This window comes from Paenibacillus sp. OV219, assembly GCF_900110075.1.
Classification (GTDB): Bacteria; Bacillota; Bacilli; order Paenibacillales; family Paenibacillaceae; genus Paenibacillus_Z.
The window spans coordinates 156,705-183,155 of sequence record NZ_FOCJ01000005.1 but is presented as its reverse complement, the minus strand read 5'-3'; the positions used below and the strand labels follow the sequence as shown (position 1 = coordinate 183,155).

Below are 26,451 nucleotides of genomic sequence, written 5' to 3'. Positions count from 1 at the left end.
ATAACTCATTCCGGCAAAGGCGAGGTGCAAGACAAGAATTATAGACTTCCATTCACGAACCATCATGATGGTAAGGATGAGCAATGAAGCTATAATGAGCGATAAATACGGGATATAGTTTGGCATGATACACCTCAGGGTAGATTTACCTTCTAGTATTTACATTTCGGTTTTAACCCAAACAGCACAGTCGGCGCTGCAAGTGACAGGGGCTAATCGCATATTAGATAAAAAAATGAACAAAAAGTGAACACCCGGTGACAAATTTGTGATATAGTAAACGTATACAATACGTCATCGGGAGTGTTTCACAATGAACAAGAACACTAAGGCAGCAGGTGCTGACATTCAAGTTCCGTCACAAGCACAGAAAATAAACTACTGGACATCGTTGATGCCTCGCATCGGGTTCGGCTTGATGCTCCTTGGCATCATCCTGAGCGCTTGCTTCGCTCACGACTTTAAAGATACGAATTTGGGTCTTATGATTGGCTTCGGTTTCATTATTGGAGGCATTCAAGTGCTGCTCCTCGGCTCGTTGTTCCATGCCTTGCAGCCGAGCTTCGCTAAGGAACGGCAGAAGCTTCACGGCGAACAGCAGCCAGAACGCGTTTAAGTAAATACCAGACCATTATGCTCTTTCACTTCCCCCGGGAAGTGAAAGAGCATTTTTTGTTTTTCCTGTATTTGAATATGAAAGCCCTTTAATGTCCTAATCTTGAACGACTGTTGAACACAAAGTGTCTGAAAAGAAACAGAAGATTGACGGTTTTGTTAACGACGGTAACAATTGCACAAGACTCTGATATGCTAGCGACAAAGGGCCATGAAAGCACGCCTTGAGTGTGCAAGGAGATGAGTAGCAAATGAAGAGAAGATCCAAACTCCGCGGCTTGATGCTGCTGATTACCGGACTACTAAGCGTCATTCTTTTGTCCGGATGTGAAGGCAAATTTGTTGTGTTTGATCCGCAAGGTCCTGTCGCGGAAACGCAGCTTCGGCTGATCATTCTGTCCGCAATCCTTTGCGCGATCGTCGTGATCCCCGTGCTCGCGATAACAGCGTTTATCGTCATCCGATATCGCGACAAGCCAGGTAATACGGCTCCCTACAAGCCGCATTGGGACGACAGCAAGGTGCTTGAAGTGCTTTGGTGGGGCATTCCGATTGTCATAATCGGTATCCTCGGCGCCTACACGGCTCGCGATACTTACGGTCTTGCGAAGAAGCCGCCAGTAACAGATGTCAAACCGATCAAGATCCAAGTTACATCACTTGACTGGAAGTGGTTGTTCCAGTATCCAGACCAGAACATCGCGACGGTCAATTACGTGCACATTCCGGCAGGCGTACAAGTCGACTTCGAATTGACAAGCGATGCACCAATGAACTCGTTCTGGATTCCGCAGCTCGGCGGACAGGAATACACAATGCCAGGTATGGCGATGTCATTATGGCTGCAGGCTGATCGTCCAGGCACGTATTACGGAACAGGCGCTAACTTTACGGGTAAAGATTTTGCACATATGAGATTTAACGTTGTCTCGGAGTCTCAAGCAGACTTCAATAAATGGGTTGAGAGTGTCAAGGGCTCGAACAACGAGCTGACGAAAGCCGGCTATGAGGCACTCGCTAAGCCAGGTCAATCCGAAGAGCAATCATTCTCCTCGTATCCATCAGACCTGTTTGATTCCGTCGTGATGAAGAATGGTGGTCATCATATGGATATGAACAAGGATGAAGAAAGTACAGATCCTACCGACTCGGACGACACAACGAGGTCCGATTCCAATGAAGTCCACGATATGGACGATATGAGCGGCATGGATATGAATAATTCGAATTCAAGTGAAATGAATCACAATCATCAGTAGGATGAGGGAGGAGCACAATCTATGTATGCAAGTATCAAATCATTCGCTTCCTCTTTTTTTGTGACAGGCGATCCTCTAATTTATGGTGCAGACGTTTCCATCGGACTAACTACCATCGCGATTCTCTTCGTACTCTTCTATTTCAAGAAGTGGGGCTGGCTTTGGCGGGAATGGCTAACGACCGTCGATCACAAAAAAATCGGAATGATGTATCTTATCGCATCGCTGCTTATGCTGTTCCGCGGCGGGGTTGATGCGCTGCTTATGCGGGCTCAGCTGGCGATGCCAAACGTACATTTTCTACAAGCGGAGCATTACAACGAAGTATTTACTACACATGGCACAATCATGATCCTGTTCATGGCGATGCCAATGATGTTCAGTTTGTTTAACATGGTTGTCCCTCTGCAGATCGGAGCGCGCGACGTCGCGTATCCGTATTTGAACGCCGTCAGCTTCTGGCTGTTCTTATTCGGCGCAATGCTGTTCAACATCAGCTTCGTTATCGGCGGTTCGCCGGACGCGGGATGGCTAAGCTATCCGCCGCTGTCGGAGATGTCGCATAGTCCGGGAGTCGGGCAGAACTTCTACATCTGGGGCATTCAAATCTCGGGTATTGGTTCACTTGCAACCGGGATCAACTTTATCGTTACGATTCTAAAAATGCGTGCGCCAGGCATGAAGCTGATGAAGATGCCGATGTTCTCGTGGTCGGTGCTCTCCAGCAGCATCATTATTATCTTTGCTTTCCCGATTCTAACGGTTACGCTGGCACTATTGTTCATTGACCGGTTCCTCGGCGGCCATCTGTTCACAATGGATGGTGGAGGCAATCCGATGATGTACGTCAACTTGATTTGGATGTGGGGACACCCGGAGGTCTATATCGTCGTATTGCCGGCATTCGGGATCTTCTCCGAAATTGTTGCAACGTTCTCGCGTAAACGGATTTTCGGTTATAAATCGATGGTATTCGCACTTATGAGTATTAGCATTCTGTCATTCTTCACATGGGTGCATCACTTCTTCACGATGGGCGCTGGGGCGGACGTCAACGTCTTCTTCGCCATAGCGACGATGGCAATCGGTATTCCAACCGGGGCCAAGGTGTTCAACTGGCTGTTCACAATGTTCCGAGGCCGGATTAGGCTCGATCAGCCAATGATGTGGACGCTTGCGTTTATACCTTGCTTTGTCGTCGGTGGGGCAACAGGCGTCATGCTCGCTGTAGCGCCTGCGGATTACCAATATCACAACAGTTACTTCTTGATCGCGCACTTCCATCAGGTGCTGATTGGCGGCGTCGTGTTCGGTTATCTCGCGGGCATCTATTACTGGTGGCCGAAGCTGTTCGGCTTTAAGCTTAATGAGCGACTTGGCAAATGGGCGTTCTGGCTATGGAACATTGGCTTCTACGTCTGCTTCATGCCTCAATATGCACTTGGATTTATGGGCATGACGCGCCGCGTCTACACATACGGGTGGGATTTGGGCTGGGGCCCGCTTAACCTCGTATCCACGATCGGTGCATTCTTGATGGGCATTGGCTTCGTGTTCCAAGTATGGCAAATCCTTTATAGCGTTAAATATGGTGAGCGCGACACGACAGGCGATCCGTGGAATGGTCGCACGTTGGAATGGTCAATTCCTTCACCACCGCCGATGTACAACTTCGCAGTTGTTCCTTATGCAGGTGAGCGAGACTCGTTCTGGGAAGAGAAGGAGCGACGTAATTTTGAGCCAGCTCCACCAGTTCCAATAGAGCAGCTGGAAGCGATCCATATGCCGAAAAACTCAGGTGTTCCGTTTATCTTCTCCGCATGCTGGTTCGTTGCGGGCTTCGGATTCGTGTTCGACTGGCTGTGGATGGCGATTCTGGGGATGGTTGGCGTTGGCGTGACGTTGCTAGTGCGTTCGTTCCAATATGATACCGATTATTATGTTCCGGTCGAAGAAGTCATAGAGACCGAAGTAGCAGCAGGGAGGGCGATTTAACATGCAGCATGCCACCACACATAGCCATTCACACGAGGCGGATTCGCACTCGCATGACCATGGTCATCACGACCAAGAGTCGATGAAGGTGCTTGGCTTCTGGATCTTCCTCGTCACCGACTGCTTGCTGTTCGGTACATTGTTTGCCACGTATGTCGTCCTCAAGGCGCATACAGACGGAGGTCCTACAGGGAAAGAGTTGTTTGAAATTCCTGGCTTCGTAGCGGAAACGTTCATCCTTCTTACAAGCAGCTTTACGAGTGGACTCGCAGTACTCGCTATGAATCGGAAGAAGGTCAATCAGCTCATCGGGTGGCTGATTGTCACCGTCTTGCTCGGCGCAGCGTTCGTTGGGCTTGAAATCAACGAGTTCGTGAACATGGTGCACGAAGGTGCGACGATCTCAACGAGTGCCTTCCTAACAGCCTTCTTCGTCTTGGTAGGTACACACGGACTGCACGTATCAGTTGGTCTCATCTGGATGATCGCGCTCATGGTTCAACTGAAGATGCGCGGTGTCACACCTGTCACAAGACGTAAGATTACAGTAATTAGCTTGTATTGGCACTTTCTCGACGTGGTCTGGATCTTCCTCTTCACGATCGTATATTTGATGGGGGTGATGTAACATGAGTCAGCATCATGCAGGAACAGCCGGACATGACCATCATGACGAACACGATGACCACGGTTCACTGAAGGCTTATATCACTGGCTTCATTATCTCCATTGTGTTAACGGTAATTCCGCTGCTAGTCGTATTCGAAACGAGCATGAATAAGACCGGTGTCATCGTCACCATTATTACGATGGCTGTCATCCAGCTGATCGTGCAGTTGTTCTTCTTCATGCACATCCGAGAAGGAGATGGCCCCAAGTACAACGTCATGGCTCTTATTCTCGGGCTGTTCATCGTACTCGTAATCGTAGCCGGATCCGTATGGATTATGTCATTTAATTCGGTCGTTCAATAATAGAATCAAGATTAGGAAGACTTGCCGGATGGCAGGTCTTTTTTCATTTTGGATGCAAAGCTACTGATGACAAATAGCAACGGGATATAGGCGAAGATGAAATAGAATCCAAGATCATTAATGAAGGATTCTAATGCATTGATCTGCGTTCTCTCATCAAAGAAGAGTATGGAGATGCCGAGGGTAGCCAATACAATAGGCAATGAAAGCCGTGGTTTAATTGTAGCAACTCGCTTCATAATTCGTGTACAGCACCAGATAGGGATACTAACCGTTGGGATGATCACTAACAGCCACATAAAAATAAATAAGTATTCGAATCTGGCGAGGAAGGATAATTCAATGATCTTGGTCATCGCCATCGTTGGCCACATCGTATGCTTCAGCAGTCCTTGACTGAAATACATCAACGATATGAGCATGATTGCAACATACTTGATCGTTGAGAACAACAAGGCAATATGCGCCCATTTGGCGTTTTTCTGCGATGATTTCAAGAAAGGAAAGTAAATGAGCAGCGCTTCGATCCCGAAGAAAATAAACCCGATTGATCGGGAGCCTTTAAGCAAATCAAGAAAAGAATGATTGAGTACAGGCAGCAAATGATGGAGATTGCCCTGGCGAATGGGGAAGTAGAGCCAGATAAGCAACGGGAACATAGCCGCGTAGAAGAAACTAATCCCGGCGACCACTCTAAACCCGCCGGATACAACATAGTAAATCAGGCAGATGAAGAGAGCCGTTATAGCCCATGTTCGAGCAGTTGGAAAAACCCACACTTGAATAATTTCGATATAAGCGCGGAGGTAAAACAGAGTCATTAAGAAATAATATCCGACTAACAGCAGAGACAAGGCGTTCCCGAAAAATTTGCCGAACAGTGTTCGATGCAAGTCAATCACATCTTTCGATGGATGATCAAGCATCTTGTAAATCATCCAGACGATTACATGTATGCTTAGACCTATGAGAATGATGGATATCCACGCATCTTGGCCGGCGTCGATAAGCACAAGACTTTGAAAGTTAAAGATGTTCGCGGCAGCTTGGGAAACGCCGATTAAGAAGAAGACGAAGTATCCGGAAGACGATGGTGCTCCGCGAGAAGCAGTTCGTGCTCTCTACTAAGTCAATCGGAGCAGGTCGCTGGACGATCATGCGGACACATCTGTTACCACATTTGCAGGAAAGCTTGTTGATCCTCTTTGTCCAAGAAATCGTCTTGATCCTGAGCCTATTCGGACAGCTGGCGGTCTTCAATTTCTTCGTCGGTGGCACGCTTGTGTACGAAAACCCGTGGCCCGAGCTTCCCCTGTATGTGAGCCGCACGAACGAATGGAGCGGATTAATAGGCCAAGCCCGCAGCAATCTGTATATTTACCAGTGGGTGCTGTTCGTACCGTTGCTCGCCTTTATCATGTTCATTGTCGGCTTCCATATGATATCGCTTGGGCTAGAGAAAATGTACAAGCAGAAATTCTCCAAATTCTCGCATATTTGAGCCGTTCAACGTTTCTTCGATTGTCACCCAGATTCCTTCAGTCATACCATATGACAAAGGAAGGTGATAATCATCATGCGCGTAATCATTACGTTGGCATGCACAGAATGCGGTGGACGCAACTATACGACAATCAAGAACAAGAGAAACAATCCGCAGCGTCTGGAGCTTAAGAAATATTGCCCGTCTCATAAGAAGATGACGCTCCACAGAGAGACAAGATAGTGAGCTGGGAATGCGCGTTGACAATCCATTGAAACGGAGTGGTAGCGTTCACCTGAGTGATAATAGACCCTCGTTCCATATGGAATGAGGGTCTTATTTGTTTGGCAGGAAAATGAAATCCCAGTGAGGAATTTAGCAGTAACAACACTGGAGGTGGACCAAATGAGCAGCAATGAGAAATGGCAGCCGTTGTATCAAAAGGTTGTCATTAATTTACCGATAGCACCGCACGAGGTTCCCAAACTAAGAGAGTCCGTTGGCTGGGATGGTAGATATTCTGATTATCCGATTTTATTTGAGCGTTGCAATTTCTGGGCGGGACTCCGGGATGAGCATAATGAGCTGATTGCGTTCGGATATGTTGCAGGAATGGGATTGCAGCATGGCTATATGGAGGACATTATCATCCATTCTGAACATCAAAGGAAGGGAATTGGCGAAGCGCTAGTAAAGAGATTGCTGCTAGAAGCTGATCGTGCTGGTCTTGAGATTGTAACATTGACGTTCGATACGAAACTCACATCGTTCTATACAAAAAGCGGGTTCGTTCCCTGTGGCGGTGGAGTGTGGAGAAAAGCTTAAGATAACATTGAGATAGGAGGTTACACGATGTTGAAGCTATTTCACTATAACTGGCAAGTTCGCAATGACTGGTTTAATTGGTGCGAGTCTGTCGCCGAAGAAGAGTTGATGAGAAGACGCACAGGTGGGCTCGGTTATATTTTACCAACACTCTATCATATAGTAGCAGTCGAATTTGGCTGGCTATGTGGCGGAATCCAAGAAAAGCCGATCATAATCCCGACATTTGAGGACATCGCTAGTTTGCCGCAAGTAAAGGAGTTTTCCGCTCGTTGTCATGTGGAAGTCTCGCAATTCGTCCAATCCTGGAATGACGATCTGGAAGATCGCATTATGATTGATACTACGGACAATGGGGAACGGGAAGCCCATACATACGGAGAGGTGCTGCGACACGTGATCGCCCACGAGATTCATCATATGGGTCAATTGTCCGTGTGGGCACGGGAGATTGGAAAGAAACCAGTGTCAGCGAATTTTATTGGAAGAGGATTATATACGATAGGCGAATCAGGGGAAAAGTATTAAGGGTAACAAACGAAACTGCGCCGAGATGCGCAGTTTCGTTTGTTTGAAAGCTAGTATCTGCTAACTTTAATAGTTAGGACATATGTCCTTTCCGGAACCAACTGTCCATCGTTTAATAAGGAGAGCAGGTTCAATGAGGAGGAAGTAGGGGAATGAAAGGAATCGGATATGCCATACTTGGCGGCGTATTTCTAACGATGCAAAGTACCGCCAACGCCGCAATCGGTACTCGGCTCGGAACATGGCATGCGGCGACTTTAACGCAAGGAACAGGGTTTGTTGCTGCTTTGATGCTATTATGGATGACGAAGGATCAATCCTGGAGGAAGCTCTCAAAGGTGAAGCTTCGATATCGTTTGGGCGGCATGCTGGCAGCGATTATCATTTTCAGTAACATTACGGCTTTCCACCACAATGGAGCAGCTTTAACGGTATCGTCATTATTGATCGCTCAAATATTGGCCACGCTTGGCATGGAGAAAGCCGGCTGGTTCGGGACGCGTACGCTGAAGCTCCGATTGCCACAATGGCTTGGAATTGGACTTATGATTATAGGGATCTTATGTTTATCTTTCTAGGCTCCGCAAACGATTAAGGAGAGTTTGATGATGGAATTCGAGAACGCAGATCGGATTAGGCAATATCTAAATCAATATGAGCTGGAAGATGTTTTCCCCCATTCACTTCGTCAGCACTTAGTGCTGTTCAAGTTTGGCCCGGACGAAGCGCTCTGCAGGCAAGGCGAGACTCAGGAATGGATCTTTGTGCTCGTGAGCGGGAAAGTGAAGGTTTACACGACGTCATCTGAAGGGAATACACTTCTAGTCAATTTTAACTCACCGCTCGGTGTCATAGGTGAGATCGAGTGTATAAGCGGGCTGGATACGTTGAATACGGTCACGGCCGTAACGGAAGTTGAAGCGATTGGTATTCATAAACGCTGGCTGCATCTTTACCGGGAGGAAGTGACGTTCCTGCAGTTTTTGCTGCATCTGGTCTCTCATAAGTTTCACAGCAAGTCGATATCACTCAGCTTCAATCTGTTATATCCGGTAGAGGTACGTCTGGCAAGCTACCTGTTATCCGTGACATCTCCCGAAGAAGCAAAAATCAGCATCGCTAATTTGAAAGATATCGCGAGCCTTATCGGCACTAGCTATCGGCATTTGAATCGAGTCATTCTGAAGTTTTGCAATATGCATCTTCTTGATCGAGCTCGGGGTACACTTATAGTCCGTGATAGAGCAGGGCTTGAAGCAGCCGCGGGTCAAAATATATACGAACACGGAGAAAGGAGGAAGTAGCATTGCTTATCGGTATTGTATTATCACTCATGGCAGGGATGCTCGTCAGTGTACAGACTTTGTTTAATAATAAAGTGAGTTATACTGTGCACACCCATACGACAACCGCACTCGTGCTGGGCATGGGATTCATCGCCTCGCTTGGGATGGGATTGTTATTGGAAGGCGCTGATTTTATTCAATGGCCCGCGATGCCTGTTTGGTTCTGGTTCAGCGGGTTATTAGGAATCGGCGTAGTGACCTGTGTCGTTAATGGAGTTCGACTTCTCGGTCCGAGTGCTTTGACAACGATGGTCATGGCTTCTCAGCTGCTTTGCGCGCTATGGTGGGATTCAGCAGGCTGGTTCGGACTCGAACAGGTTCCTTTCAGCCCGCAGAAGGCCATTGGGATAATAGCGCTAATCGCCGGTTTACTGTTATTTAAGCGCCAGCGTAAGGAGAAGGTTCGGATAGGTGAATCTAGTAGACATCAACAACATGACCTTTCAAAGGTTTTATCATGAAAAATCCGCTCCCCTAGCGGATTTTTTTTATGCGATTGTATTTATTTGCTTCCACACCGGCTCATGGCACTGAATTGGAATTGACAGATTTCAGGTCAATGATTAGCATTTTTAGTAAATCATCGTAAGGGAGTTAATTTGGAATGGAATTTACAATCATTGAGTATGAACCTTCCTATGCCTTACAAACGGTGAAGATGTGGAGAGAGAGCAAGGAACAAGCGATTGGGCACAGCGATATTCATCCCATAGAGGATCATCTCTATTTTCTCAATAACATTCTGGTCCAAGATAATAAGGTATATTTGGCAATTGACACTTCCGGCGAGCAAGTCGTAGGCATACTAGCTTGCAATGCGAACTGGGTGAATCAGTTATACATTCATATCGACTATCAGGGGAAAGGAATAGGGAAGGAGCTTCTGAACCTCGCTAAACAGCAATCAGATGATACCTTGTTCTTATACACTTTTGTCGTCAATAAGAAAGCACAGCAATTTTATGAGAGAAACGGATTTCGAATTGTTGGCAGAGGATCCATTAATGAAGAACAGCTTGATGATATCAAGTATGAGTGGAATAAGCCGCGCTAGTAGAAAAATTTTACGATTCGACCTATTTCGACAGACTTTGCACTTATAAAGTATAATATTGGACATGAACAAGGAAGCGCTTTCCTAAGAGACTTTATTATGATGAGGTTGTGGAAGGAGTGTACGCTGTATCATGTTTACATTGGAAGGAAAAACAGCGCTGATTACTGGGGGCACGCAAGGATTAGGTCTTGAATTCGCCCGTGCGCTAGGGCATGCCGGAGCGCATGTTGTCGTCACCAGCCGGGATCTCGGTAAAGCTGAGCAAGCAGCAGCGTTGTTGACCGAAGAAACGGGCATTAGAGCGGCAGGATTGGCACTTGATGTGCTTGATTACACACAGATCGAACGAGCAGCAGGTGAAGTCATCGAGAAGTTCGGGCGTATTGATATCTTGATTAATAATGCTGGTGTGAACGTACGCAAGCCGATCCTCGATTACGATGAGGCGAGCTGGGATCTCGTGCAAGGGACAAATTTGAAAGCGCCTTTTTTGTGCGCGAAAGCAGTTGTGCCGCATATGATCAAGCAGAAATTCGGACGTATTATTAACATCGCATCTATGCTGGGCACAGTCGGTTTAGCAGAAAGGTCAGCATACTGCTCCAGCAAAGGCGGTCTTATTCAACTGACGAAAGTAATGGCACTGGAATGGGCGGAGCATAACATTACTGCGAATGCGGTCTGCCCGGGTCCTTTTGCCACAGAACTTAATCAGGTCGTTATGAACAATCCTGAGGCCAATCAATTCTTTATGAATCATCTGGCGATCAAACGCTGGGGCAAGCCGGAGGAGCTAGCGAGTTTATTAGTATACCTCGCTTCCGACGTATCGAGCTTTATGACTGGATCATCCATCGTCATAGACGGCGGATGGACGGCAGAATAAGGAGGAGTACGTAGATGAGATTCGGACTTACTGCTTACGGAACGGTATATCATATGGGGCTTGCAGGCGCCTCTAATCGAGTGCGCATTACGGCGAAGGATCAGATTGACATGGCGGAAGCGTATGGCCTTGAAGGTGTGGAAATTCCTCTAGATGTGCTATCGCAGAGTGACCCAGTAGAAGTTGCCGCTTACGCGAGACAGAAAGGGATGTTCGTCAACGTTGCGATGGGCGGTTTCGAGCCTGCGGCACTTGTGAAAGCGCTTCATGTTGCGAAGCTGGCTGGCGCAATAACGCTCCGTACTGTCGTAGGCGGGGCTAAATTCGGCGGAGATCGCCGTCATATGGCGGGAACCTGGCAGCCTTTTCTCCAACAAATCTTGAGCTCATTCCAAGAAGCCACGGAAGTCGCGGAGACACTCGGCGTTAATCTTACCGTAGAGAATCACCAGGATATCGCTTCCGAAGAAATACTGTGGCTTTGCGAAACAATCGGCTCTGAGCGGTTTGGGATTACACTTGATACAGGCAACCCGCTTGCAACAGCCGAACACCCTGCCGATTTCTTCCGAAAAGTTGCACCGTATGTCAAGAATGCTCATTTGAAGGATTACAAAATCTACCGGTCCGAAGATGGATACCGTCTCGTTCGCTGTGCAGTCGGGCAAGGCGTCATCGACTTTCCAGATCTCTTCCAGCTATTAAGCGAGGTTAACCCGAATGTAACGATGTCTGTGGAACACGGTGCGCTTGAAGCGCGGCATGTGCGGGTTCTTCAGGAGGATTTCTGGACCGAATATCCACCTCGCACAGCATCGCAGCTAACCCGAATTCTACGCTTCGTGGAGGATAACGCCAGAGCAGGTGGCGATTGGAGAACACCTTACGAGCGTGGACAAACACCGGATGAGATTGCGAAGTACGAATTGGAAGAGATGGATATCGCAATGGGGTATCTTTCGCATCAAATCCGCAAGTTTGGAAGCCGCAGTGAATCTACAATATCTCAGGGGGGATCATTGTGAATACGACAGGATTGCAAGGTAAGAATGCGCTAGTTACCGGTTCGAGCCGGGGGCTTGGTAAGCAATACGCGCTTGATCTAGCTCGCGCAGGCGCTAACGTGATTATTCATGATATTTCAGATAGCTCGGCAGCTGAGTTCAATGAAGCGGCTTCCGGCCATGCGGTTGCCGAGGAAATCAGACAGCTTGGCGTCAAATCGGCGTTTATTGCAGCTGATCTGGCCGATCCGGTTCAAGTCGAGTCGCTAATTAACGGCGCCATTGCCGAGCTCGGCTCCTTGGATATTCTCGTCAATAACGCAGGTGGCGATATTGGTCTAAACACGCCTCGCCCTGATCCTAACGATGCGCTTGATATATCCGTCGAAGATATTCGTTCGGTTGTCGAGCGGAACCTGTTGTCGACCATGTATGCTTGCAAGTTTGCGGGCTTGCATATGAAAGAGAGAAGAGCCGGCAAGATCGTGAATGTCGGATCGATTGCAGGACATGTACCGGTGACGTCAGGAATCATCTACGCATCGGCTAAGGCTGGCATCTCGTTCTATACACGAAGTCTTGCTGAGCAACTGAGAAAGTATGATGTGAACGTGAACTGTATTTCACCTGCTCCAACTTATACCGGTAGATTCCTTGCGACGCGGACTGTGGGAAGCGAAGAAGGACGGTCCCGCCTGCAGCGCATCGCGCAGCCAGAAGATATGTCGAGCATCGTTATGTTCCTGTGCGGCTCCGCTTCGGATGCCCTATCTGGCGAAACGATCGTATGCTGGAAATAACAAACCTGAGGTGAGGTAACACGATGTCCGAAGCAATACGTTTCGTCATGGGAGCAGAAGATCCGAATCGATATGACATCTTCACCCACGCAGCCGGTCCAGAGGGCAAGCTTCCGCTTACTTCCGATATGCTGATGAATCTCCCAAGCGGGGATTTATTCGGCATGAGCCAAAATGTCGGCATGGGGTGGAAGCCCGAGCGACTTCTCGGTAAGCAGGTACTTATCCTTAGCACACAAGGCGGTCTTCGCAGCGAAGACGGCACGCCGATCGCGCTCGGCTACCATACGGGACACTGGGAAGTAGGTATTCTCGTCAAAGAGGCTGCGCTTGAAGTGAGCGCACTTGGCGGAGTTCCCTTCGCCGCCTATGTTAGTGATCCTTGCGATGGTCGTTCGCAGGGGACGACCGGTATGTTTGATTCACTGCCCTACCGTAATGATGCCGCGATGGTGTACCGACGCCTGATTCGATCGCTTCCGACAAGAAGTGGCGTCATTGGGGTGGGCACCTGTGACAAAGGGCTTCCCGCCATGATGATTGCCCTTGCTGCGATGCATGATCTTCCTGCAGTTGTCGTGCCAGGAGGCGTTACTCTGCCGCCGACTGTCGGTGAAGACGCGGCGAAGATCCAGACCATCGGAGCTCGTTATTCACATGGACAGATCACGCTAGAGGAAGCGGCCGATCTCGGTTGCCGTGTATGTGCCACACCTGGAGGCGGATGCCAGTTTCTTGGCACCGCCGCCTCCGCGCAAGTTGTCGCCGAGGCTCTTGGCATGTCACTGCCGCATTCGGCACTCGCACCGTCCGGCCAGCAGATCTGGCGCGACATTGCTAGTCAATCTGCTAGAGCGATTCAGCGTATGCATGAGAGCGGCATTACAATGCGAGATATCTTAACAGATGCTGCCATCGAGAATGGGATGGTCGTTCATGCTGCATTCGGCGGCTCCACGAATTTGCTGCTACATATCCCGGCAGTTGCTCATGCGGCAGCATGCCGGATACCCGATGTTGCGGATTGGACCCGTGTGAACAAGGCGGTTCCGCGGCTTGTGAGCGTGCTGCCGAACGGACCGGAATATCATCCGACCATCCGTGTGTTTATGGCTGGGGGCGTTCCAGAGGTTATGCTTCATCTGCGTAAGCTCGGTCTGCTCAATCTGAACGTCAAGACAGTCGCGGGCGAATCGTTAGCCAATGTCCTAGACTGGTGGGAAGATTCGGAGCGGCGCCATATCGTTCGCAAACGTTTACAAGATATCGACGGCATTGATCCTGATGAAGTCATTATGAGTCCGCAGCGAGCATACGCCAGAGGATTGACGTCCACGGTTACTTTTCCTATTGGCAATCTGGCTCCAGAAGGTTCGGTTATCAAGTCAACGGCAATTGATCCAAGCGTTGTCGGGGAAGACGGTGTATACCGTCATACCGGGCAAGCTAAAGTATTCACCTCCGAGAAAGAGGCGGTTAAAGCCATCAAGCTCGGTCAAGTACAGGCAGGCAATATCCTAGTATTGATGGGCAGAGGTCCTTCCGGAACAGGTATGGAGGAAACGTACCAGTTAACTTCGGCATTAAAACATCTGCCATTCGGAAAACATGTAACGCTGCTGACAGATGCAAGGTTCTCGGGCGTGTCGACTGGAGCTTGTATCGGGCACATCAGTCCTGAAGCGCTGGTTGGTGGTCCAATCGGTAAGCTGCAGAATGGTGATTGGATTGATGTCCGTATTGATATCAATAAGCTGGAAGGCAGCATCGATTTCGTAGGTCAGGGCGAAGAGCGCTTCAGCCCCGATGATGGCGCTGCGATATTAGCAGCACGTCCGTCGCATCCTGACCTTGCCCCCGATCCAGGTCTGCCTGATGATACGCGGCTATGGGCTGCACTTCAAGCAGCAAGCGGAGGCACGTGGAGGGGAAGCATCTATGATGTCGATCGGATCGTCGAAACGCTGCAAGCAGGTATGGAAGCGATAGCGAGATCCAAGCAGAAGACGGGAGGCTAATTATTCATGGGTAATAATCGTCTGGAAGGCAAAGTGATCGTCGTTACCGGCGCAACGAAAGGAATTGGTAAAGGCATCGCTCGTATGTGCGCGGCAGAAGGCGCGAAGGTAGTCATTAGCGGCAGGAACGAGCAGGACGGGAGCCAAGTCGTCTCGCTCATTGCTCAGGATTTCGGAGCGGAAGCGCTATTCATTCAGAAGGATATTAGCAGCGAGGCGGGTTGCCGCGAATTGATCGAGGAGACGGTCGCGCATTTCGGGCGTATAGATGGTCTTGTGAATAATGCGGGTGTCTTCCCGCGAAGCACGATACTGGAGACGACGGAGGAGTTCTTCGACTCCATCTTCGACGTCAACGTCAAAGGGGCATTCTTCTGTTCGAAGTATGCGATTGCGGAGATGCAGAAGACAGGCGGCGGCTCCATCGTTCAGATTGGTTCTACGAATGGTTATAAAGGCTCCAAGGATCTTGTCGCATACGCATGCTCGAAAGGCGCGATGCGGACACTTAACCGCAATATCGGAGTCCATTATGCCGGGGATGGCATCCGTTCGAATTGGGTAACGGTTGGTTGGGTGGCATCCGAAGGCGAGCTGGAGCTGTATGGCAAATTGGGCTACAACGAGGAGCAGCTGCAGGAATGGGCGACAACCCGCATTCCAACTGGACGCATGCAAACGTCAGATGACATGGCCTATGGCGTCGTCTATCTGCTGTCGGATGAGTCTACTCAGGTAACGGGAACAGAGCTCTCTATCGCAGGAGGAATGGGCATCTAGTCTCTAGTATGGAATTGTGGAATCTCTTTAAGCTTCTCATGGGTTCTTAATGAGGAGCTTTTTTTTCTAGCGCACATTGTAACTAATCCACTTACAGCTGTTAGGGAGAGGGACTCACTTGATTAAACATCCGTATTTCAATTTGCTATTGCACGATGACGAGGAGCTTGAATCCATCCTGGGAACTTCCATAACAGAGAGATCAACGCTTCACCAATGGCCACTTTCCTGTGTTCAGCGTATTCGTATGAGTGATGCGTCAACGATAATTTATAAAGTGCAAGGTGAATTTTCTGTTGAGGCTCCGTTCTATAGAGCAGCGCGTTCCTCTCTATTAGTTAGTGCGCGAGCGATTGAGCAGAATGATTCTCTACATGCCTTGCTCTTAGAGGATATTGATGCTCCTTGCTTATCCGAGCTTACATTGGATAGGGATGAAGCGTTACGTCTCGTCGATGACATTACCTATCAAATCTCTCAAATTGAAGTTGAAGGCGCTCTCCCTTTTCTAACTACCATTGGCGGCCTCTCTAACTGGAATCGTTACACGATCACGCAATTAAGAGACCTTGAAACGTTAATTGAGCGTGGAACCTTTCGAGAGACCAATCGAGATGTACTGGATAGAATCGCATCGGTGTGTAATCATTCCTCGGTTCTCACTGTGATACAATCGACGAGCGGTTTAGTACACGGAGATTTGAACCGCGGCAACATCATTATGCATCCAGATGGAACCAAGGTTATTGATTGGCAGAAGGCATTCTATGGGCCAATTGAACTTAATCGAGCAAATCTGTTAGAAGAATTAGGTATGGACCCGAGACCATATGTAAACCCAGGTGTGATAGACTTATTAGGTATTCTGAAAATATCCTGGTTCATTCAATGTGCACTACGCTGGTTTCCAGATGGTGCGGAAGGTTATGACAGAGAAATTGCTAAACTCCAATTGTGTTTAACCGAATGTTGAAATTTTAAGGGGGAACAGAAAGAAATGGAGAATACTAACGTTCGTACAGGCGAAGCGTTAATTCAGGAGATCAACGAAACACGCGTCCCTTATGGCATGCTCGCCATTTGGTTTCTCGGGCAAGTAAGCGTCGTCATCAAAGGTGGCGATACGATTGTATATATAGATCCTTATTTGGCTGATGCTCCTTACAGGCGTTTCAAGCCGCCACTTCGGCCTGAAGAGGTAGTCAATGCCGATTGCGTGCTGATTACGCATGATCATATCGATCACATGGATCCAGATACGATTCCTGGGATGGCGAACAATCGCAGCGATACGGTATTTGTTGCACCAGGCTATTGCCTGAACGCCCTCGCTGAATATGGCGTGCCACAGGAGCGACGCGTTCATGCGAAAACAGGCGAGTGGCAGGAGGTAAAAGGGCTGCGATATATGCCGATCCCGGCTGCTCATGAGGAGCTTGAGTACGATGAGGCGCTTGATCATCGTTTCGTCGGCTACGTGATTCAGCTGAATGGAGTGACATTCTATCATGCGGGAGATACGACGATTTATCCCGGAATGATCGAGACCGTGAAAGCGGAGAACGTCGACTGCGCGCTTCTGCCGATTAATGGACGCGATCCTTTCCGCTTGGCGCGTGATATTGTTGGCAACATGAACTTCCGCGAGGCTGCCGAGTTTGCGGTCGCTGCGGGCATCGACACCGTCATTCCAGCGCATTATGACATGTTCGAAGGGAATTCGGAGAATCCGGGCTATTTCATTGACTATTTGTACAAGAATTACCCTACACAGAAGAGTCATGTTCTGGCACGCTTCGAAAGGTATGTGTACGTATCTGACCGGGCGCTGAAGTAAGATTATTGTGAATGGTAAAGTCCGCGTATTCCGCGGGCTTTTTGATTGCGTATTTCGACAAGAAGAGGCAGGAAAAGCAAGTACATAAACGGAAATATTGAATAAAGGAAATGAGAAGGGGGTCTGAAATGGTAGAGGATCGTGTTTTGGACGCAGCAGCAGACGCCTTTGGGTTGGATGCTAGTCTTCTTACTTATACAGGCGGCAATGTTAATGCCATATATCAATCTCCTGCACATAACGGTCACGGTGATCAGATATTACGTGTATCGAAAGAAAGCTGGCGTAGCGAACAAGAAATCGTAGCGGAACTACACTTTATGAATTACATGTTTAATAATGGACTATCTATTCCTCAGCCGTTCCTATCAAGAACAGGTAGATGGGTTGAAAATGTTACAGAGGGCTGTTATGCTTCACTATTCGCTAAAGCCCCTGGCAGAACTCCGACGGAAGAGGACTGGAACCCGAACATGTTTGTTCACTGGGGACGGACTCTCGGACAGTTACACTTGCTTACCCAATCCTACGTTCCCTTGCAGAATGCCAAACGACGGGATTGGAAGCAAGAACCATGGATGGATATGCTGCGGCATTTGCCGAAAGAGGAGGTCATTGCAAGGCAACAAGCGACCGAGTTATTGAATTGGTTGGAAACGCTTCCGACAGACTCGCGAAACTACGGCCTGGTCCACTGTGATCTGCATGCTCACAACATTTTTGTAATGGAAGATGGTACCATTACTGCATTTGACTTTGACGATTCCTGCTATCATTGGTTCGTTTATGACATTGCGATCATCCTTTACTCGGTCAGCGTTAGACATAACCGACTGAATATTGAGGGGGATCCGAACGAGCATGCAGCCTGGTTTCTTGAATGGTTTCTGAAAGGCTATCAAGAGATAAATACCATCGAGAGCTGGTGGCTTGAAGCATTGCCGAGATTCATTCGATACCGAAGGCTGCTCGATTACAATTTCTTATTCCAACGTTATGAATGGGAGACGGTAAATCATGATCTCAAAGTGAAATGGCTCCGCTTGAAAGCTGAGATCGAAGAAAAGGTTTAGCAATGTTAGCTGATCATACGAGAGAGGTGTATACAGTTATGTATCGACATCCATCATTCGATTTATTGCTGCATGACGACGACGAACTAACCAAATTGCTTGATAGTTCGGTATTGGAAAGAGCTACGATTCACGAGTGGCCTCTATCGTGTGTCCAACGTGTACGAACTGCAAGTGGCAACAGCTACATCTACAAGGTGCAGGCGCCGCCGACAATTGAAGCAAGCTTTTACAATCAGGCGCGATCGAAGCTCCTGGTTTCTGTGCGTGAAATCGAGGCGGAAGGCAGTATGTCGGCAATGATCATGGAGGATGTCAACGCTCCGCGGTTGAACGACATTGAGCTGGAGCAGACAGAGATCCCAGGAATTGCTGCTGAACTGCTGAAACAGATCGGAGAGATAGAGGGAGATTTACCGATATTTTTAGATATTAGTACCGAAGAACACTGGACTGCTTATACCGAAATGGTCTTCGATGATATGCGTTTCTTGATTCATGAAGGGAGTTTTAAGCAGGTAGATCTTGAGCTAGTAAGCAGCCTCTCTGATTGGAGTAAAGGTTCGACAATCATGAATGCGCTCCACACTCAGGTAGGATACGTCCATGGGGACTTGAAAGCTGACAATGTCTTGGTTACACCTGATGGTTACAGAGTCCTCGACTGGCAGCGGCCGATTCGTGGTCCCGTATTGCTGGATACCGCTACACTGCTTCTATCATTGGGAATTGATCCAACACAGCATGTTCCTATTGGGATCGTACAACTCCATCATTTCCTTCATCTTGCTTGGTTCGCACAGGCCGCTAGGAGATGGGTTCCTCAAGGTAAAGGGTGGTTCGATGGCATCATTAAGGGCATGAGCGCAGAGATAGCACGTTTGGAGCACCAATGAGTGAATATTAATATTCATAGGGGAGAAATAGAGAATGGGGACTCTTTTTCACAAAGAAATCTACGATTGGCCGACCTGGTCATCGATCCTGCAGTCCATAGAGGAGTTCAGTCCGTTAATCCATGCCATATTCGGGAGGGAAACGCTTGTTGGTAGCGATCAGCTCGCACTGCTTACGCCTGCAACGAATGCAGTATTTAGGGCAGGTAACTATGTAGTAAAGATCTTTGCACCCGAAGAGTCTGGTGTAGGTACAGAAGCAGGTTACGAATTGGAGGTCCAATCCACGCGAAGAGCGCATGAACTAGGCATTCGTACACCGAAGATTGTTGCCGCCTCCTACTGGCAAGACAAGTACTTATTTCCGTACATCATCTCGGAATTCATTGAAGGCGAGGTAGCGGGACAAGCTTTCAAGAAGTTCGATCACACTCAGAGGATGCCATTTATCCAAGCTCTTAAGAGCAATATGGCTCTGTATAACATCAAACCAGATCAGGAGATTGATGCTTCTGGTATGCGTAATCAGGCCAAAATGAATCATAGATGGCAGCCGTACCCGGAGTCTGTGAGAAGGCAGGCTGTAGCGCTCATCGAAGAGCTCGACCTCTCTCATTGCGTCAGTGTACATGGAGATATCAACGCCAACAATGTCATTCTCGATAAGAATGATCAACTCTACATGATTGATTTTGCAGAAAGCTCATTTGCCCCAGCTTGGTATGAATATCCTCCGATATTGTTCGATCTCTTCGACCACGATCAAGCAGCGATTCAAGCATTTGTCGCAGATGTTGATCATCCGGATGCGGTTGGTATGTTGTTTGATGGACTGCTTCTGCATGATTTTGGCGCGGATTACATGAGGGAGATCTACTTGAGGCACACGGGGAAGACGGTTCAAGAGATGAGAGATATCTACGAGATTAGGAACATATTGGATGAGATATTGAATGGGTAACGCTAGCTGGACGCTGAGTCTGATTTCAACACAATAACGTTTCTCAGATTCGTTACATTCCAAAAACGAGGTAAAAATAATGCCCGAGATGAAGTCCCAACAAGACTTCATTCTCGAGCATGATGAGCCTGCCAATTCGCCAAACTCTTGTGCGTGATCGTCATCTTTTACCTATATCCGCTAAAGCGCCTCGCCAAAATATATCGTATGACCCTGATCATCCTCAATGATAAATTCCTTCGTATTCCATTCTGTCTCGCACACTTCAGCAGCAAGAGCGACTCCGCGAGCCTTCAATTCTTCAGCTAAGCTAGCAGCATCGTCCGTTTGCAGGTAGAGATGGAAATGATCGCCGTCTCGAGTAAAGGGGATAGAAGGGTCTTGTTCATCTGCAAGCTTGAGATGGAATACCTGGTTCCCTGCCCGAATACCGGCGTAGAAATCCTCGTGGCGGAACGCAAGCTCGAGGCCTATCTTCGTCGTGTAGAAATGAATCGTACTGTCAAGATTCAACGTTCTAAGCTGCGGAATAACACCTGATATGGTCATTGTTCTCCTCCTACAGTCTAGTGATTTCGTCTGCTGAGCATCTCAGCTTGTCTCTAATTATAGCATCTCTATTGGATAATATTATTTATTGCAGGAAAAATCGAGTGCTCGATCCACCGTCGACGGTAAGAATCTGACCCGTAATAAAGTCCGCGCCAGAGCTTGATAGAAAAGAGACCGCTTCAGCAACGTCTTCTGGGTATCCGATTCGTCCAAGCGGAATTTGCTTGCCCACAGCATATTTGTCGTGGTTCGGATTTTCTGTAAACTTCTCGACTTCCGTCGCACCCGGAGCAACCGCGTTAACGTTGATGTGATATGGGGCCAAATCGAGCGCGAGCTGCCTGGTCATTGCGTTCATACCGCCTTTGGTCGAGGCATAAACGGCGTATTGCGGCATTGTCAGGTTGCCGTGGACAGAGCTTATATTAATGATCTTTCCTTTACCGGTCTTTCTCATTACCGCAGCACAAGCTTGAGCGCAAAAAAAGGCGCCTTTCAAATTCGTATCGACAACACGATCCCAGAAGCTTTCCGTCACTTCGAAAAAGTCGATCGTAGGATCGATAGCGGCATTATTGACGAGAATATCGATTTTGCCGAATCTTTCAATCGTTTTCTCAACCATTTCGTGAATCTGACTGACGTCGGACACGTCTGCCTTGTGGGCAAAGCTCTGACGGCCTAGCTTTACTATTTCACTAACGATTTCGTTCGCTCCTTGTGCGCTGTTCGCATAATTCACGACAACATTCGCACCGCATTCAGCAAGCTTCAAGGCGATTCTCTTGCCGATACCTCTGCCAGCGCCTGTCACAAGCGCCACTTGCCCCGTAAAATCATACATGTTCCAAGCCCCCTTTATCTAGAGTTCACTAGCGACTCTTAAGCCGATCAAGCACAAGTCTTTTGGCTTTCGAAATATGCTCCACGATTCTTTCAAGAACGATCGGGTTACGTTGAATGATTAAATCCGAGAAGGCTTTGTGATCTTTAAAATATTCATGAAAACTATTGAAGTTACTACGATTTGAGATCGTCAACGCAGTATACATCGTACTGGCCAATAGGTTCCAGGCTTGCAGCATTGGAACGTTCTCGCTCATGATCATGATGCTGCGGTGAAACTGAATATCTACTGCAGTGATGGCTTGCACCCAGTCATCGGCAGGTTCGTTTCCATCTTGGATTGTTGCGTTAATTTCACGGATTTGCTCGATGATGGAGAATAGGGGATAGAAATCAACCATTTCGTTCGCGATGATCAGTTCCAGTGCCTTGTATTCAAGCATCAAGCGAAAATCGAACGTATCCTCGGCGGCTTTCAGTGAGAATCCAACCACGACTGTACGACCATTGGGCAGCGAACGCACAAGACCTTCCTGCTCCAGGTTTTGCAAAGCGGTTCGAACGGGACCCCGACTGACGCCAAGCTCTGCTGCGATTTGATTTTCCACGATATGTGAATCAGGGGTTAGCACGCCTAATAGGATATCTGTACGAATTTTATTCAGCACATCTTTTGTTTGTGGAGTCCTTGCGTAGGGTTCAGGTGTCGGTTTTTTTAACATAGTCTGGCCTCATTTCTCTTTTGCTCATAATCCTCTGCATATCTTTGTCTATTAGTATAGCGAACATTAAAGATTTAGCCAACAAATTCGAAACAGTGAAACCATTTATGTTTATTTGTTAACAAATTAAATAATATGTTGACGATAACAAGTGGCGGTCGTAAGATGATACCAGATCCTTATTGAAAGCGGTTACGGAATGGAAAGGGGGAAGCCAATGAGATTGCTTGAAGACCGAATTGCGGTCGTCACAGGAGGCGGAAACGGAATAGGCAAAGCTATCGCTATAGCGCTTGCTGAGGAAGGAGCGCGAGTCGTCATTGCCGACATTCATATGGAGGCTGCATTTAAAGTCGAGGAGCATATCCGTCAAAACGGGGGTACATGTCTAGTAGTCGAAGCGGATGTTGTGCGCAAAACCGATGTTGAACGCATATTCGATGAAACGTTACGAGTATTCGGCAAGGTGGACATTCTCATTAACAATGTCGGAGGTACGATTCGAAAGGCAATGGTCGATTTTACGGAAGATGAATGGGACCAAATTATCGACATTAATTTAAAAAGCACATTCCTCTGCTCCCAGGCTGCAGGCAAAATCATGCTTAAGCAAAAACGTGGTGCTATCGTTAATATTTCATCCATCCATGGATTGGGAGGGATTCCCAATCGAAGTCCTTACGCTACTGCAAAGGCAGCAATTAATAGCTTTACAAGTACAATCGGATGTGAGTGGGCTGCGGATGGAGTTCGCATGAATGCGGTTGTTCCTGGCTATATTTTGACGGAAGGTCTGGATCATACGTTTAATGCAGGATTACTAAACCGTGAAGATATGGTTAGACGTACTCCCCAAGGAAGGCTTGGAACGCCCGAGGACATTGCCGAGGCGGCTCTGTTTCTCGTATCTGACAAAGCGAAGTTTATTACAGGTACGACCCTATACGTGGATGGCGGCTATTCTGCTTATCATGCCCCAGAAATCCAAACTTCCGTCTATCATCAGATTTGATCATTCATATCGAACGTTTCGGCACAATTCATGAGAGGATGTACCAGCGTGAAGAATAATCAACAAGTACTATCGGGGGCATGGTGTCTTGCAAAAGATCCCGAGAACAAAGGTACGGAAGAGAAATGGTATGAATCGAATATTGTGGAAGAATCGGAACTTGCGCCGGTCCCCGGCCTCATTCAACAAGTATTCCCAGACTATCATGGCGTTGCATGGTATTGGCATCGTTTCGTTCCGCGAGTGCCGTTTGCTTCGGAGCATCAGCAATTTCTGAAGTTCGAATTCGTAGATTACTACGCTGAGATTTGGCTCAATGGCATTTATATCGGCAGTCATGAAGGCGGGGAAATGCCTTTTGAATTTGATGTGACCGATCACTTGATCAGATGCAGAGAGAATCTATTAGCCATTCGGATTCTTAATCCAATTGATCTTGAAATCGACGGGATCATACAGAAGCAAACTCCTAATCGCCATAAAAGCACGAGAGAAGTATCGCCAGGCACCGGATTTAATTTTGGCGGCATCTATTCCGATATCCATCTGGTCGAATTACCGCAAGTCCGCATATCCAATTTATTTGTAAGACCAAATATGGTAACTGGTGAAATCAATATCCGAGTAACGGTCGCGAACGGTACTTCTATTCCAGTGAATAGTAGAATCAATATAGATGTTAGTTCAAGTGAATCCGGCGAAGTTTTGTTATCTTCGAATGGAGATTACGACTTTGCTACCGGTGAATCGGTCTTCGAAACGGTGCTAACCATCGACAAGCCTCGACTTTGGAGCTTGGAAGTTCCTTATTTGTACAGAGTTAACGTAACCTTGGATAGTAAATGGAGTGATCGAATTCAAACCCATCATTCTTCCGTAAGGTGTGGTTTTCGAGATTTCCGAGTGGAGAAGGGTTTCTTCCGCTTGAACGGCAAACGTATTTTTGTTCGATCTACTCATACGGGCAATCATTATCCGGTCGGAACCGCAGTCGCAATAACCGATCCCTATCTCGTTAGGCAGGATCTCATTTATGCCAAAGCGAGTGGATTCAATATGATCCGATTTATTGCCACGGCTCCTCTTCAAGAACAATTGGATTTTTGCGACGAGATCGGACTTATGGTTTACAACGAGTGTGCTGCATCATGGGGGATGGAAGATTCTCCTATGATGAAAGAGCGATTCAACAATTCCACATTAGGGCTCGTTAGGCGCGATCGCAATCACCCTTGCGTCGTGATCTGGGGACTATTGAACGAAACGATGGATGATCCGATATTCCGGCACGCAGCATCGATTCTGCCACAGTTGAGAGCTGTCGACGATACTAGACTCGTATTGCTTGGAAGCGGCAGGTGGGATCGACAGCTCGGGATAGGAACGATATGCAATCCAGGAGATGTTAATTGGCAGTTTGAATGGGGAGCCGAGGAGTACGGTGCGGCCGAAATACCGAACAGATCGCCTTTCACTTGGGAATGGGGCTATCCGACAGGGTTATACGAAGGCATGGGAGATGCCCATTTCTATCCGGTCGAGCCTCGAACGGGTCCAATTAACGAACTCGTGCGTACGCTTGGTCAGGAAACGAAGCCCGTCTTCTTGTCGGAATGGGGCTATGGCAGTCTGCTCGATGTCATTCGGGCAACGAGATACTTCGAACAATATGGGGCACGCAGCGACCTTCATGATGTCGCGTTGTTTCGCAGGATGGCAGATCGATTCGAATCGGAATGGAACCGTTTAGGCATGCAGGAGGTCTACGCATTCCCGCAACATATGCTCGAAGACAGCAGTCGCATACATAGCAGGCAGAGGAGAAGGGTGTTCGATCATGTCCGCTCTAATCCAAGGTTTTGCGGGTACAATTTGACAGGCATGCTAGACCATGGATATTCCGGCGAAGGACTTTGGACTTTCTTCCGAGAATGGAAGCCCGGCGTAATAGAAGCTTTGCAAGACGGATGGTCTCCGCTGCGCTGGTGTCTCTTCGTAGAACCGATGCACGTTTATGCAGGGACTCCATTCCAAGTAGAAGCTGTTCTGGCCAATGAGGACGTGCTTCTGCCTGGCGAATACCCCGTTTGTTTCCGAATTTCAGGTAAGAGCGGAGTCGTATGGGAAAAACGCGCCAAAGTCAGTATTTCAGAAACCGAAAGCGGAGAAGACGGTCCTCTCGCAATTCCCGTCATCCTCGAACAAGTCGTATTGGACGATGTGAAAGCCGGTGAATACGAGCTATCGGCATTCATGGAATACGGCGGAGCGCCATCTGGAGGGAGACTTAGATTTAATGTAGCGTACAATCAATCGTATCGGGTTCTTCGCTCAGAACCAATTTCTGTAATCGGACTCGATTCTACTGCCGAATATTGGCTGAATAAGAAAGGGATACAGATTAAGCCACTCACCGACCGCATAATTGAGCATGATGGACTTATCATAGTTGGGGGCTTTTCCGGAGAAGAGTTGACTTCAGCAACTTGGGATTTGTTAATGAAAAAAGCCGAAGCTGGCAGTACGGTCATATTCCTCTCGCCGCATGTGTGGAAGCGTGGAGAAGATAGTATGGGTTGGTTTCCGTTTACGAATAAAGGTCGGTGCTATAAATTTATTGACTGGCTGTATCACAAGGATTGTGTGGCGAAGGAGCATCTATATTTCGAAGGCTTGCAATCAAAGGGAATTATGGACATCGATTATTACGGTCAAGTCATTCCAGATTATATATTTGACGGGCAAGATACTCCTGATGAAGTTATGGCTGCTTCTTTCGCTGTCGGTTACCCGTGCGAGACCGGCGTGGCAACCGGCGTATTGCTAGGATCCTATGCTCTTGGCGCCGGACGTATCGTACTGAATTCGTTCCGAATTATGGCTAATCTTGGTGTTAACCCCACTGCGGACATGCTGCTTATGAACATGATTGCGTATGAACAAAGCCGAACAGCTCCTATATCAGAAAAAATGGAGGTTTAG

The 26,451-nt window shown here is 47.9% G+C and carries 28 protein-coding genes and 1 pseudogene; 25 read left to right on the top strand and 4 right to left on the bottom strand.

Annotation, left to right across the window (positions count from 1 at the left end; translation table 11 throughout):
* The first annotated feature begins 313 nt into the window (after positions 1 to 313).
* The 5 genes from BMY11_RS14645 (at position 314) to cyoD (ending at position 4,843) form a co-directional block, all read left to right on the top strand.
* On the top strand, positions 314 to 616 hold the full coding sequence (locus tag BMY11_RS14645) for a hypothetical protein (RefSeq protein WP_090577302.1): 303 nt from the start codon (positions 314 to 316) through the stop codon (positions 614 to 616).
* A gap of 250 nt (positions 617 to 866) precedes the next feature.
* Entirely contained in the window at positions 867 to 1,874 is a 1,008-nt protein-coding gene (locus BMY11_RS14640; RefSeq protein WP_090577299.1) for a ubiquinol oxidase subunit II, read from the top strand.
* 21 nt (positions 1,875 to 1,895) lie between these two features.
* Positions 1,896 to 3,869: a cbb3-type cytochrome c oxidase subunit I gene (locus tag BMY11_RS14635; protein WP_090577296.1), complete on the top strand. Its 1,974-nt coding sequence runs from the start codon at positions 1,896 to 1,898 to the stop codon at positions 3,867 to 3,869.
* Position 3,870: 1 nt separating this feature from the next.
* The gene (gene cyoC, locus BMY11_RS14630) at positions 3,871 to 4,497 is read left to right on the top strand and encodes a cytochrome o ubiquinol oxidase subunit III (RefSeq protein WP_090577293.1); all 627 of its coding nucleotides are present in this window, start codon (positions 3,871 to 3,873) and stop codon (positions 4,495 to 4,497) included.
* 1 nt (position 4,498) lies between these two features.
* The gene (gene cyoD, locus BMY11_RS14625) at positions 4,499 to 4,843 is read left to right on the top strand and encodes a cytochrome o ubiquinol oxidase subunit IV (RefSeq protein ID WP_090577291.1); all 345 of its coding nucleotides are present in this window, start codon (positions 4,499 to 4,501) and stop codon (positions 4,841 to 4,843) included.
* A gap of 11 nt (positions 4,844 to 4,854) precedes the next feature.
* Here the strand turns inward: cyoD and BMY11_RS14620 are convergent.
* Positions 4,855 to 5,910 (bottom strand): annotated as a pseudogene (locus BMY11_RS14620) (GerAB/ArcD/ProY family transporter); the annotation flags it as partial.
* Positions 5,911 to 5,933: 23 nt separating this feature from the next.
* Between BMY11_RS14620 and BMY11_RS14615 the strand changes: the two are divergent.
* The 18 genes from BMY11_RS14615 (at position 5,934) to BMY11_RS14530 (ending at position 20,337) form a co-directional block, all read left to right on the top strand.
* Complete coding sequence (locus BMY11_RS14615; RefSeq protein ID WP_090577286.1) at positions 5,934 to 6,344, top strand: ABC transporter permease family protein; 411 nt, start codon at positions 5,934 to 5,936, stop codon at positions 6,342 to 6,344.
* A gap of 75 nt (positions 6,345 to 6,419) precedes the next feature.
* The gene (rpmG, locus tag BMY11_RS14610; RefSeq protein WP_090577283.1) at positions 6,420 to 6,569 is read left to right on the top strand and encodes a 50S ribosomal protein L33; all 150 of its coding nucleotides are present in this window, start codon (positions 6,420 to 6,422) and stop codon (positions 6,567 to 6,569) included.
* A 162-nt stretch (positions 6,570 to 6,731) separates the two neighbouring features.
* A complete protein-coding gene (locus BMY11_RS14605; protein ID WP_371262838.1) occupies positions 6,732 to 7,151 on the top strand; it encodes a GNAT family N-acetyltransferase in 420 nt (139 codons plus the stop codon).
* A 27-nt stretch (positions 7,152 to 7,178) separates the two neighbouring features.
* Entirely contained in the window at positions 7,179 to 7,679 is a 501-nt protein-coding gene (locus BMY11_RS14600; protein WP_090577280.1) for a DinB family protein, read from the top strand.
* Between the two features lie 152 nt (positions 7,680 to 7,831).
* Complete coding sequence (locus tag BMY11_RS14595) at positions 7,832 to 8,257, top strand: DMT family transporter (RefSeq protein ID WP_090577277.1); 426 nt, start codon at positions 7,832 to 7,834, stop codon at positions 8,255 to 8,257.
* Positions 8,258 to 8,284: 27 nt separating this feature from the next.
* Positions 8,285 to 8,983 (top strand): Crp/Fnr family transcriptional regulator, encoded by a 699-nt coding sequence (locus BMY11_RS14590; protein ID WP_090577274.1) that lies wholly within the window; start codon positions 8,285 to 8,287, stop codon positions 8,981 to 8,983.
* Between the two features lie 2 nt (positions 8,984 to 8,985).
* Positions 8,986 to 9,486: a DMT family transporter gene (locus BMY11_RS14585; protein WP_090577271.1), complete on the top strand. Its 501-nt coding sequence runs from the start codon at positions 8,986 to 8,988 to the stop codon at positions 9,484 to 9,486.
* A gap of 143 nt (positions 9,487 to 9,629) precedes the next feature.
* On the top strand, positions 9,630 to 10,079 hold the full coding sequence (locus tag BMY11_RS14580) for a GNAT family N-acetyltransferase (protein ID WP_090577269.1): 450 nt from the start codon (positions 9,630 to 9,632) through the stop codon (positions 10,077 to 10,079).
* Between the two features lie 133 nt (positions 10,080 to 10,212).
* Complete coding sequence (locus BMY11_RS14575) at positions 10,213 to 10,968, top strand: SDR family NAD(P)-dependent oxidoreductase (protein ID WP_090577266.1); 756 nt, start codon at positions 10,213 to 10,215, stop codon at positions 10,966 to 10,968.
* A gap of 14 nt (positions 10,969 to 10,982) precedes the next feature.
* Complete coding sequence (locus BMY11_RS14570) at positions 10,983 to 11,993, top strand: sugar phosphate isomerase/epimerase family protein (RefSeq protein ID WP_090577263.1); 1,011 nt, start codon at positions 10,983 to 10,985, stop codon at positions 11,991 to 11,993.
* Positions 11,990 to 12,772 carry an SDR family NAD(P)-dependent oxidoreductase gene (locus tag BMY11_RS14565; RefSeq protein ID WP_090577260.1) on the top strand — a complete coding sequence of 261 codons (783 nt, stop codon included), beginning with the start codon at positions 11,990 to 11,992 and terminating at the stop codon, positions 12,770 to 12,772. The genes BMY11_RS14570 and BMY11_RS14565 overlap by 4 nt, the downstream gene beginning before the upstream one ends.
* 23 nt (positions 12,773 to 12,795) lie before the next feature.
* Positions 12,796 to 14,790, top strand: a complete 1,995-nt coding sequence (locus tag BMY11_RS14560; RefSeq protein ID WP_090577257.1) for a YjhG/YagF family D-xylonate dehydratase — start codon at positions 12,796 to 12,798, stop codon at positions 14,788 to 14,790.
* A gap of 6 nt (positions 14,791 to 14,796) precedes the next feature.
* Positions 14,797 to 15,570, top strand: coding sequence for an SDR family NAD(P)-dependent oxidoreductase (locus tag BMY11_RS14555; protein ID WP_090577254.1), 774 nt, complete (start codon positions 14,797 to 14,799; stop codon positions 15,568 to 15,570).
* A 118-nt stretch (positions 15,571 to 15,688) separates the two neighbouring features.
* Positions 15,689 to 16,543, top strand: coding sequence for a phosphotransferase (locus BMY11_RS14550; protein WP_090577251.1), 855 nt, complete (start codon positions 15,689 to 15,691; stop codon positions 16,541 to 16,543).
* Between the two features lie 24 nt (positions 16,544 to 16,567).
* Entirely contained in the window at positions 16,568 to 17,407 is an 840-nt protein-coding gene (locus tag BMY11_RS14545; protein WP_090577248.1) for an MBL fold metallo-hydrolase, read from the top strand.
* Positions 17,408 to 17,535: 128 nt separating this feature from the next.
* Complete coding sequence (locus BMY11_RS14540; RefSeq protein WP_177182651.1) at positions 17,536 to 18,480, top strand: phosphotransferase enzyme family protein; 945 nt, start codon at positions 17,536 to 17,538, stop codon at positions 18,478 to 18,480.
* A 38-nt stretch (positions 18,481 to 18,518) separates the two neighbouring features.
* Positions 18,519 to 19,376, top strand: coding sequence for a phosphotransferase family protein (locus tag BMY11_RS14535; protein ID WP_177182650.1), 858 nt, complete (start codon positions 18,519 to 18,521; stop codon positions 19,374 to 19,376).
* Positions 19,377 to 19,410: 34 nt separating this feature from the next.
* Positions 19,411 to 20,337, top strand: coding sequence for a phosphotransferase family protein (locus tag BMY11_RS14530; protein ID WP_090577239.1), 927 nt, complete (start codon positions 19,411 to 19,413; stop codon positions 20,335 to 20,337).
* 180 nt (positions 20,338 to 20,517) lie between these two features.
* Here BMY11_RS14530 and BMY11_RS14525 read toward each other — a convergent pair whose 3' ends face one another.
* The 3 genes from BMY11_RS14525 to BMY11_RS14515 form a co-directional block, all read right to left on the bottom strand.
* Positions 20,518 to 20,886 (bottom strand): VOC family protein, encoded by a 369-nt coding sequence (locus BMY11_RS14525; RefSeq protein ID WP_090577236.1) that lies wholly within the window; start codon positions 20,884 to 20,886, stop codon positions 20,518 to 20,520.
* An 85-nt stretch (positions 20,887 to 20,971) separates the two neighbouring features.
* On the bottom strand, positions 20,972 to 21,733 hold the full coding sequence (locus tag BMY11_RS14520) for an SDR family NAD(P)-dependent oxidoreductase (RefSeq protein WP_090577233.1): 762 nt from the start codon (positions 21,731 to 21,733) through the stop codon (positions 20,972 to 20,974).
* A 28-nt stretch (positions 21,734 to 21,761) separates the two neighbouring features.
* A complete protein-coding gene (locus tag BMY11_RS14515) occupies positions 21,762 to 22,457 on the bottom strand; it encodes a GntR family transcriptional regulator (protein ID WP_090577231.1) in 696 nt (231 codons plus the stop codon).
* Between the two features lie 217 nt (positions 22,458 to 22,674).
* Between BMY11_RS14515 and BMY11_RS14510 the strand changes: the two genes are divergently transcribed.
* Entirely contained in the window at positions 22,675 to 23,469 is a 795-nt protein-coding gene (locus tag BMY11_RS14510) for an SDR family NAD(P)-dependent oxidoreductase (RefSeq protein WP_177182649.1), read from the top strand.
* Positions 23,470 to 23,517: 48 nt separating this feature from the next.
* On the top strand, positions 23,518 to 26,451 hold the full coding sequence (locus BMY11_RS14505; RefSeq protein ID WP_177182648.1) for a sugar-binding domain-containing protein: 2,934 nt from the start codon (positions 23,518 to 23,520) through the stop codon (positions 26,449 to 26,451).

Coding starts and splice junctions, on each gene's coding strand:
- BMY11_RS14645 (WP_090577302.1), top strand. CDS start 314: ATGAACAAGAACACTAAGGCAGCAGGTGCTGACATTCAAGTTCCGTCA.
- BMY11_RS14640 (WP_090577299.1), top strand. CDS start 867: ATGAAGAGAAGATCCAAACTCCGCGGCTTGATGCTGCTGATTACCGGA.
- BMY11_RS14635 (WP_090577296.1), top strand. CDS start 1,896: ATGTATGCAAGTATCAAATCATTCGCTTCCTCTTTTTTTGTGACAGGC.
- cyoC (WP_090577293.1), top strand. CDS start 3,871: ATGCAGCATGCCACCACACATAGCCATTCACACGAGGCGGATTCGCAC.
- cyoD (WP_090577291.1), top strand. CDS start 4,499: ATGAGTCAGCATCATGCAGGAACAGCCGGACATGACCATCATGACGAA.
- BMY11_RS14615 (WP_090577286.1), top strand. CDS start 5,934: ATGGTGCTCCGCGAGAAGCAGTTCGTGCTCTCTACTAAGTCAATCGGA.
- rpmG (WP_090577283.1), top strand. CDS start 6,420: ATGCGCGTAATCATTACGTTGGCATGCACAGAATGCGGTGGACGCAAC.
- BMY11_RS14605 (WP_371262838.1), top strand. CDS start 6,732: ATGAGCAGCAATGAGAAATGGCAGCCGTTGTATCAAAAGGTTGTCATT.
- BMY11_RS14600 (WP_090577280.1), top strand. CDS start 7,179: ATGTTGAAGCTATTTCACTATAACTGGCAAGTTCGCAATGACTGGTTT.
- BMY11_RS14595 (WP_090577277.1), top strand. CDS start 7,832: ATGAAAGGAATCGGATATGCCATACTTGGCGGCGTATTTCTAACGATG.
- BMY11_RS14590 (WP_090577274.1), top strand. CDS start 8,285: ATGATGGAATTCGAGAACGCAGATCGGATTAGGCAATATCTAAATCAA.
- BMY11_RS14580 (WP_090577269.1), top strand. CDS start 9,630: ATGGAATTTACAATCATTGAGTATGAACCTTCCTATGCCTTACAAACG.
- BMY11_RS14575 (WP_090577266.1), top strand. CDS start 10,213: ATGTTTACATTGGAAGGAAAAACAGCGCTGATTACTGGGGGCACGCAA.
- BMY11_RS14570 (WP_090577263.1), top strand. CDS start 10,983: ATGAGATTCGGACTTACTGCTTACGGAACGGTATATCATATGGGGCTT.
- BMY11_RS14560 (WP_090577257.1), top strand. CDS start 12,796: ATGTCCGAAGCAATACGTTTCGTCATGGGAGCAGAAGATCCGAATCGA.
- BMY11_RS14555 (WP_090577254.1), top strand. CDS start 14,797: ATGGGTAATAATCGTCTGGAAGGCAAAGTGATCGTCGTTACCGGCGCA.
- BMY11_RS14545 (WP_090577248.1), top strand. CDS start 16,568: ATGGAGAATACTAACGTTCGTACAGGCGAAGCGTTAATTCAGGAGATC.
- BMY11_RS14540 (WP_177182651.1), top strand. CDS start 17,536: ATGGTAGAGGATCGTGTTTTGGACGCAGCAGCAGACGCCTTTGGGTTG.
- BMY11_RS14535 (WP_177182650.1), top strand. CDS start 18,519: ATGTATCGACATCCATCATTCGATTTATTGCTGCATGACGACGACGAA.
- BMY11_RS14530 (WP_090577239.1), top strand. CDS start 19,411: ATGGGGACTCTTTTTCACAAAGAAATCTACGATTGGCCGACCTGGTCA.
- BMY11_RS14525 (WP_090577236.1), bottom strand. CDS start 20,886: ATGACCATATCAGGTGTTATTCCGCAGCTTAGAACGTTGAATCTTGAC.
- BMY11_RS14520 (WP_090577233.1), bottom strand. CDS start 21,733: ATGTATGATTTTACGGGGCAAGTGGCGCTTGTGACAGGCGCTGGCAGA.
- BMY11_RS14515 (WP_090577231.1), bottom strand. CDS start 22,457: ATGTTAAAAAAACCGACACCTGAACCCTACGCAAGGACTCCACAAACA.
- BMY11_RS14510 (WP_177182649.1), top strand. CDS start 22,675: ATGAGATTGCTTGAAGACCGAATTGCGGTCGTCACAGGAGGCGGAAAC.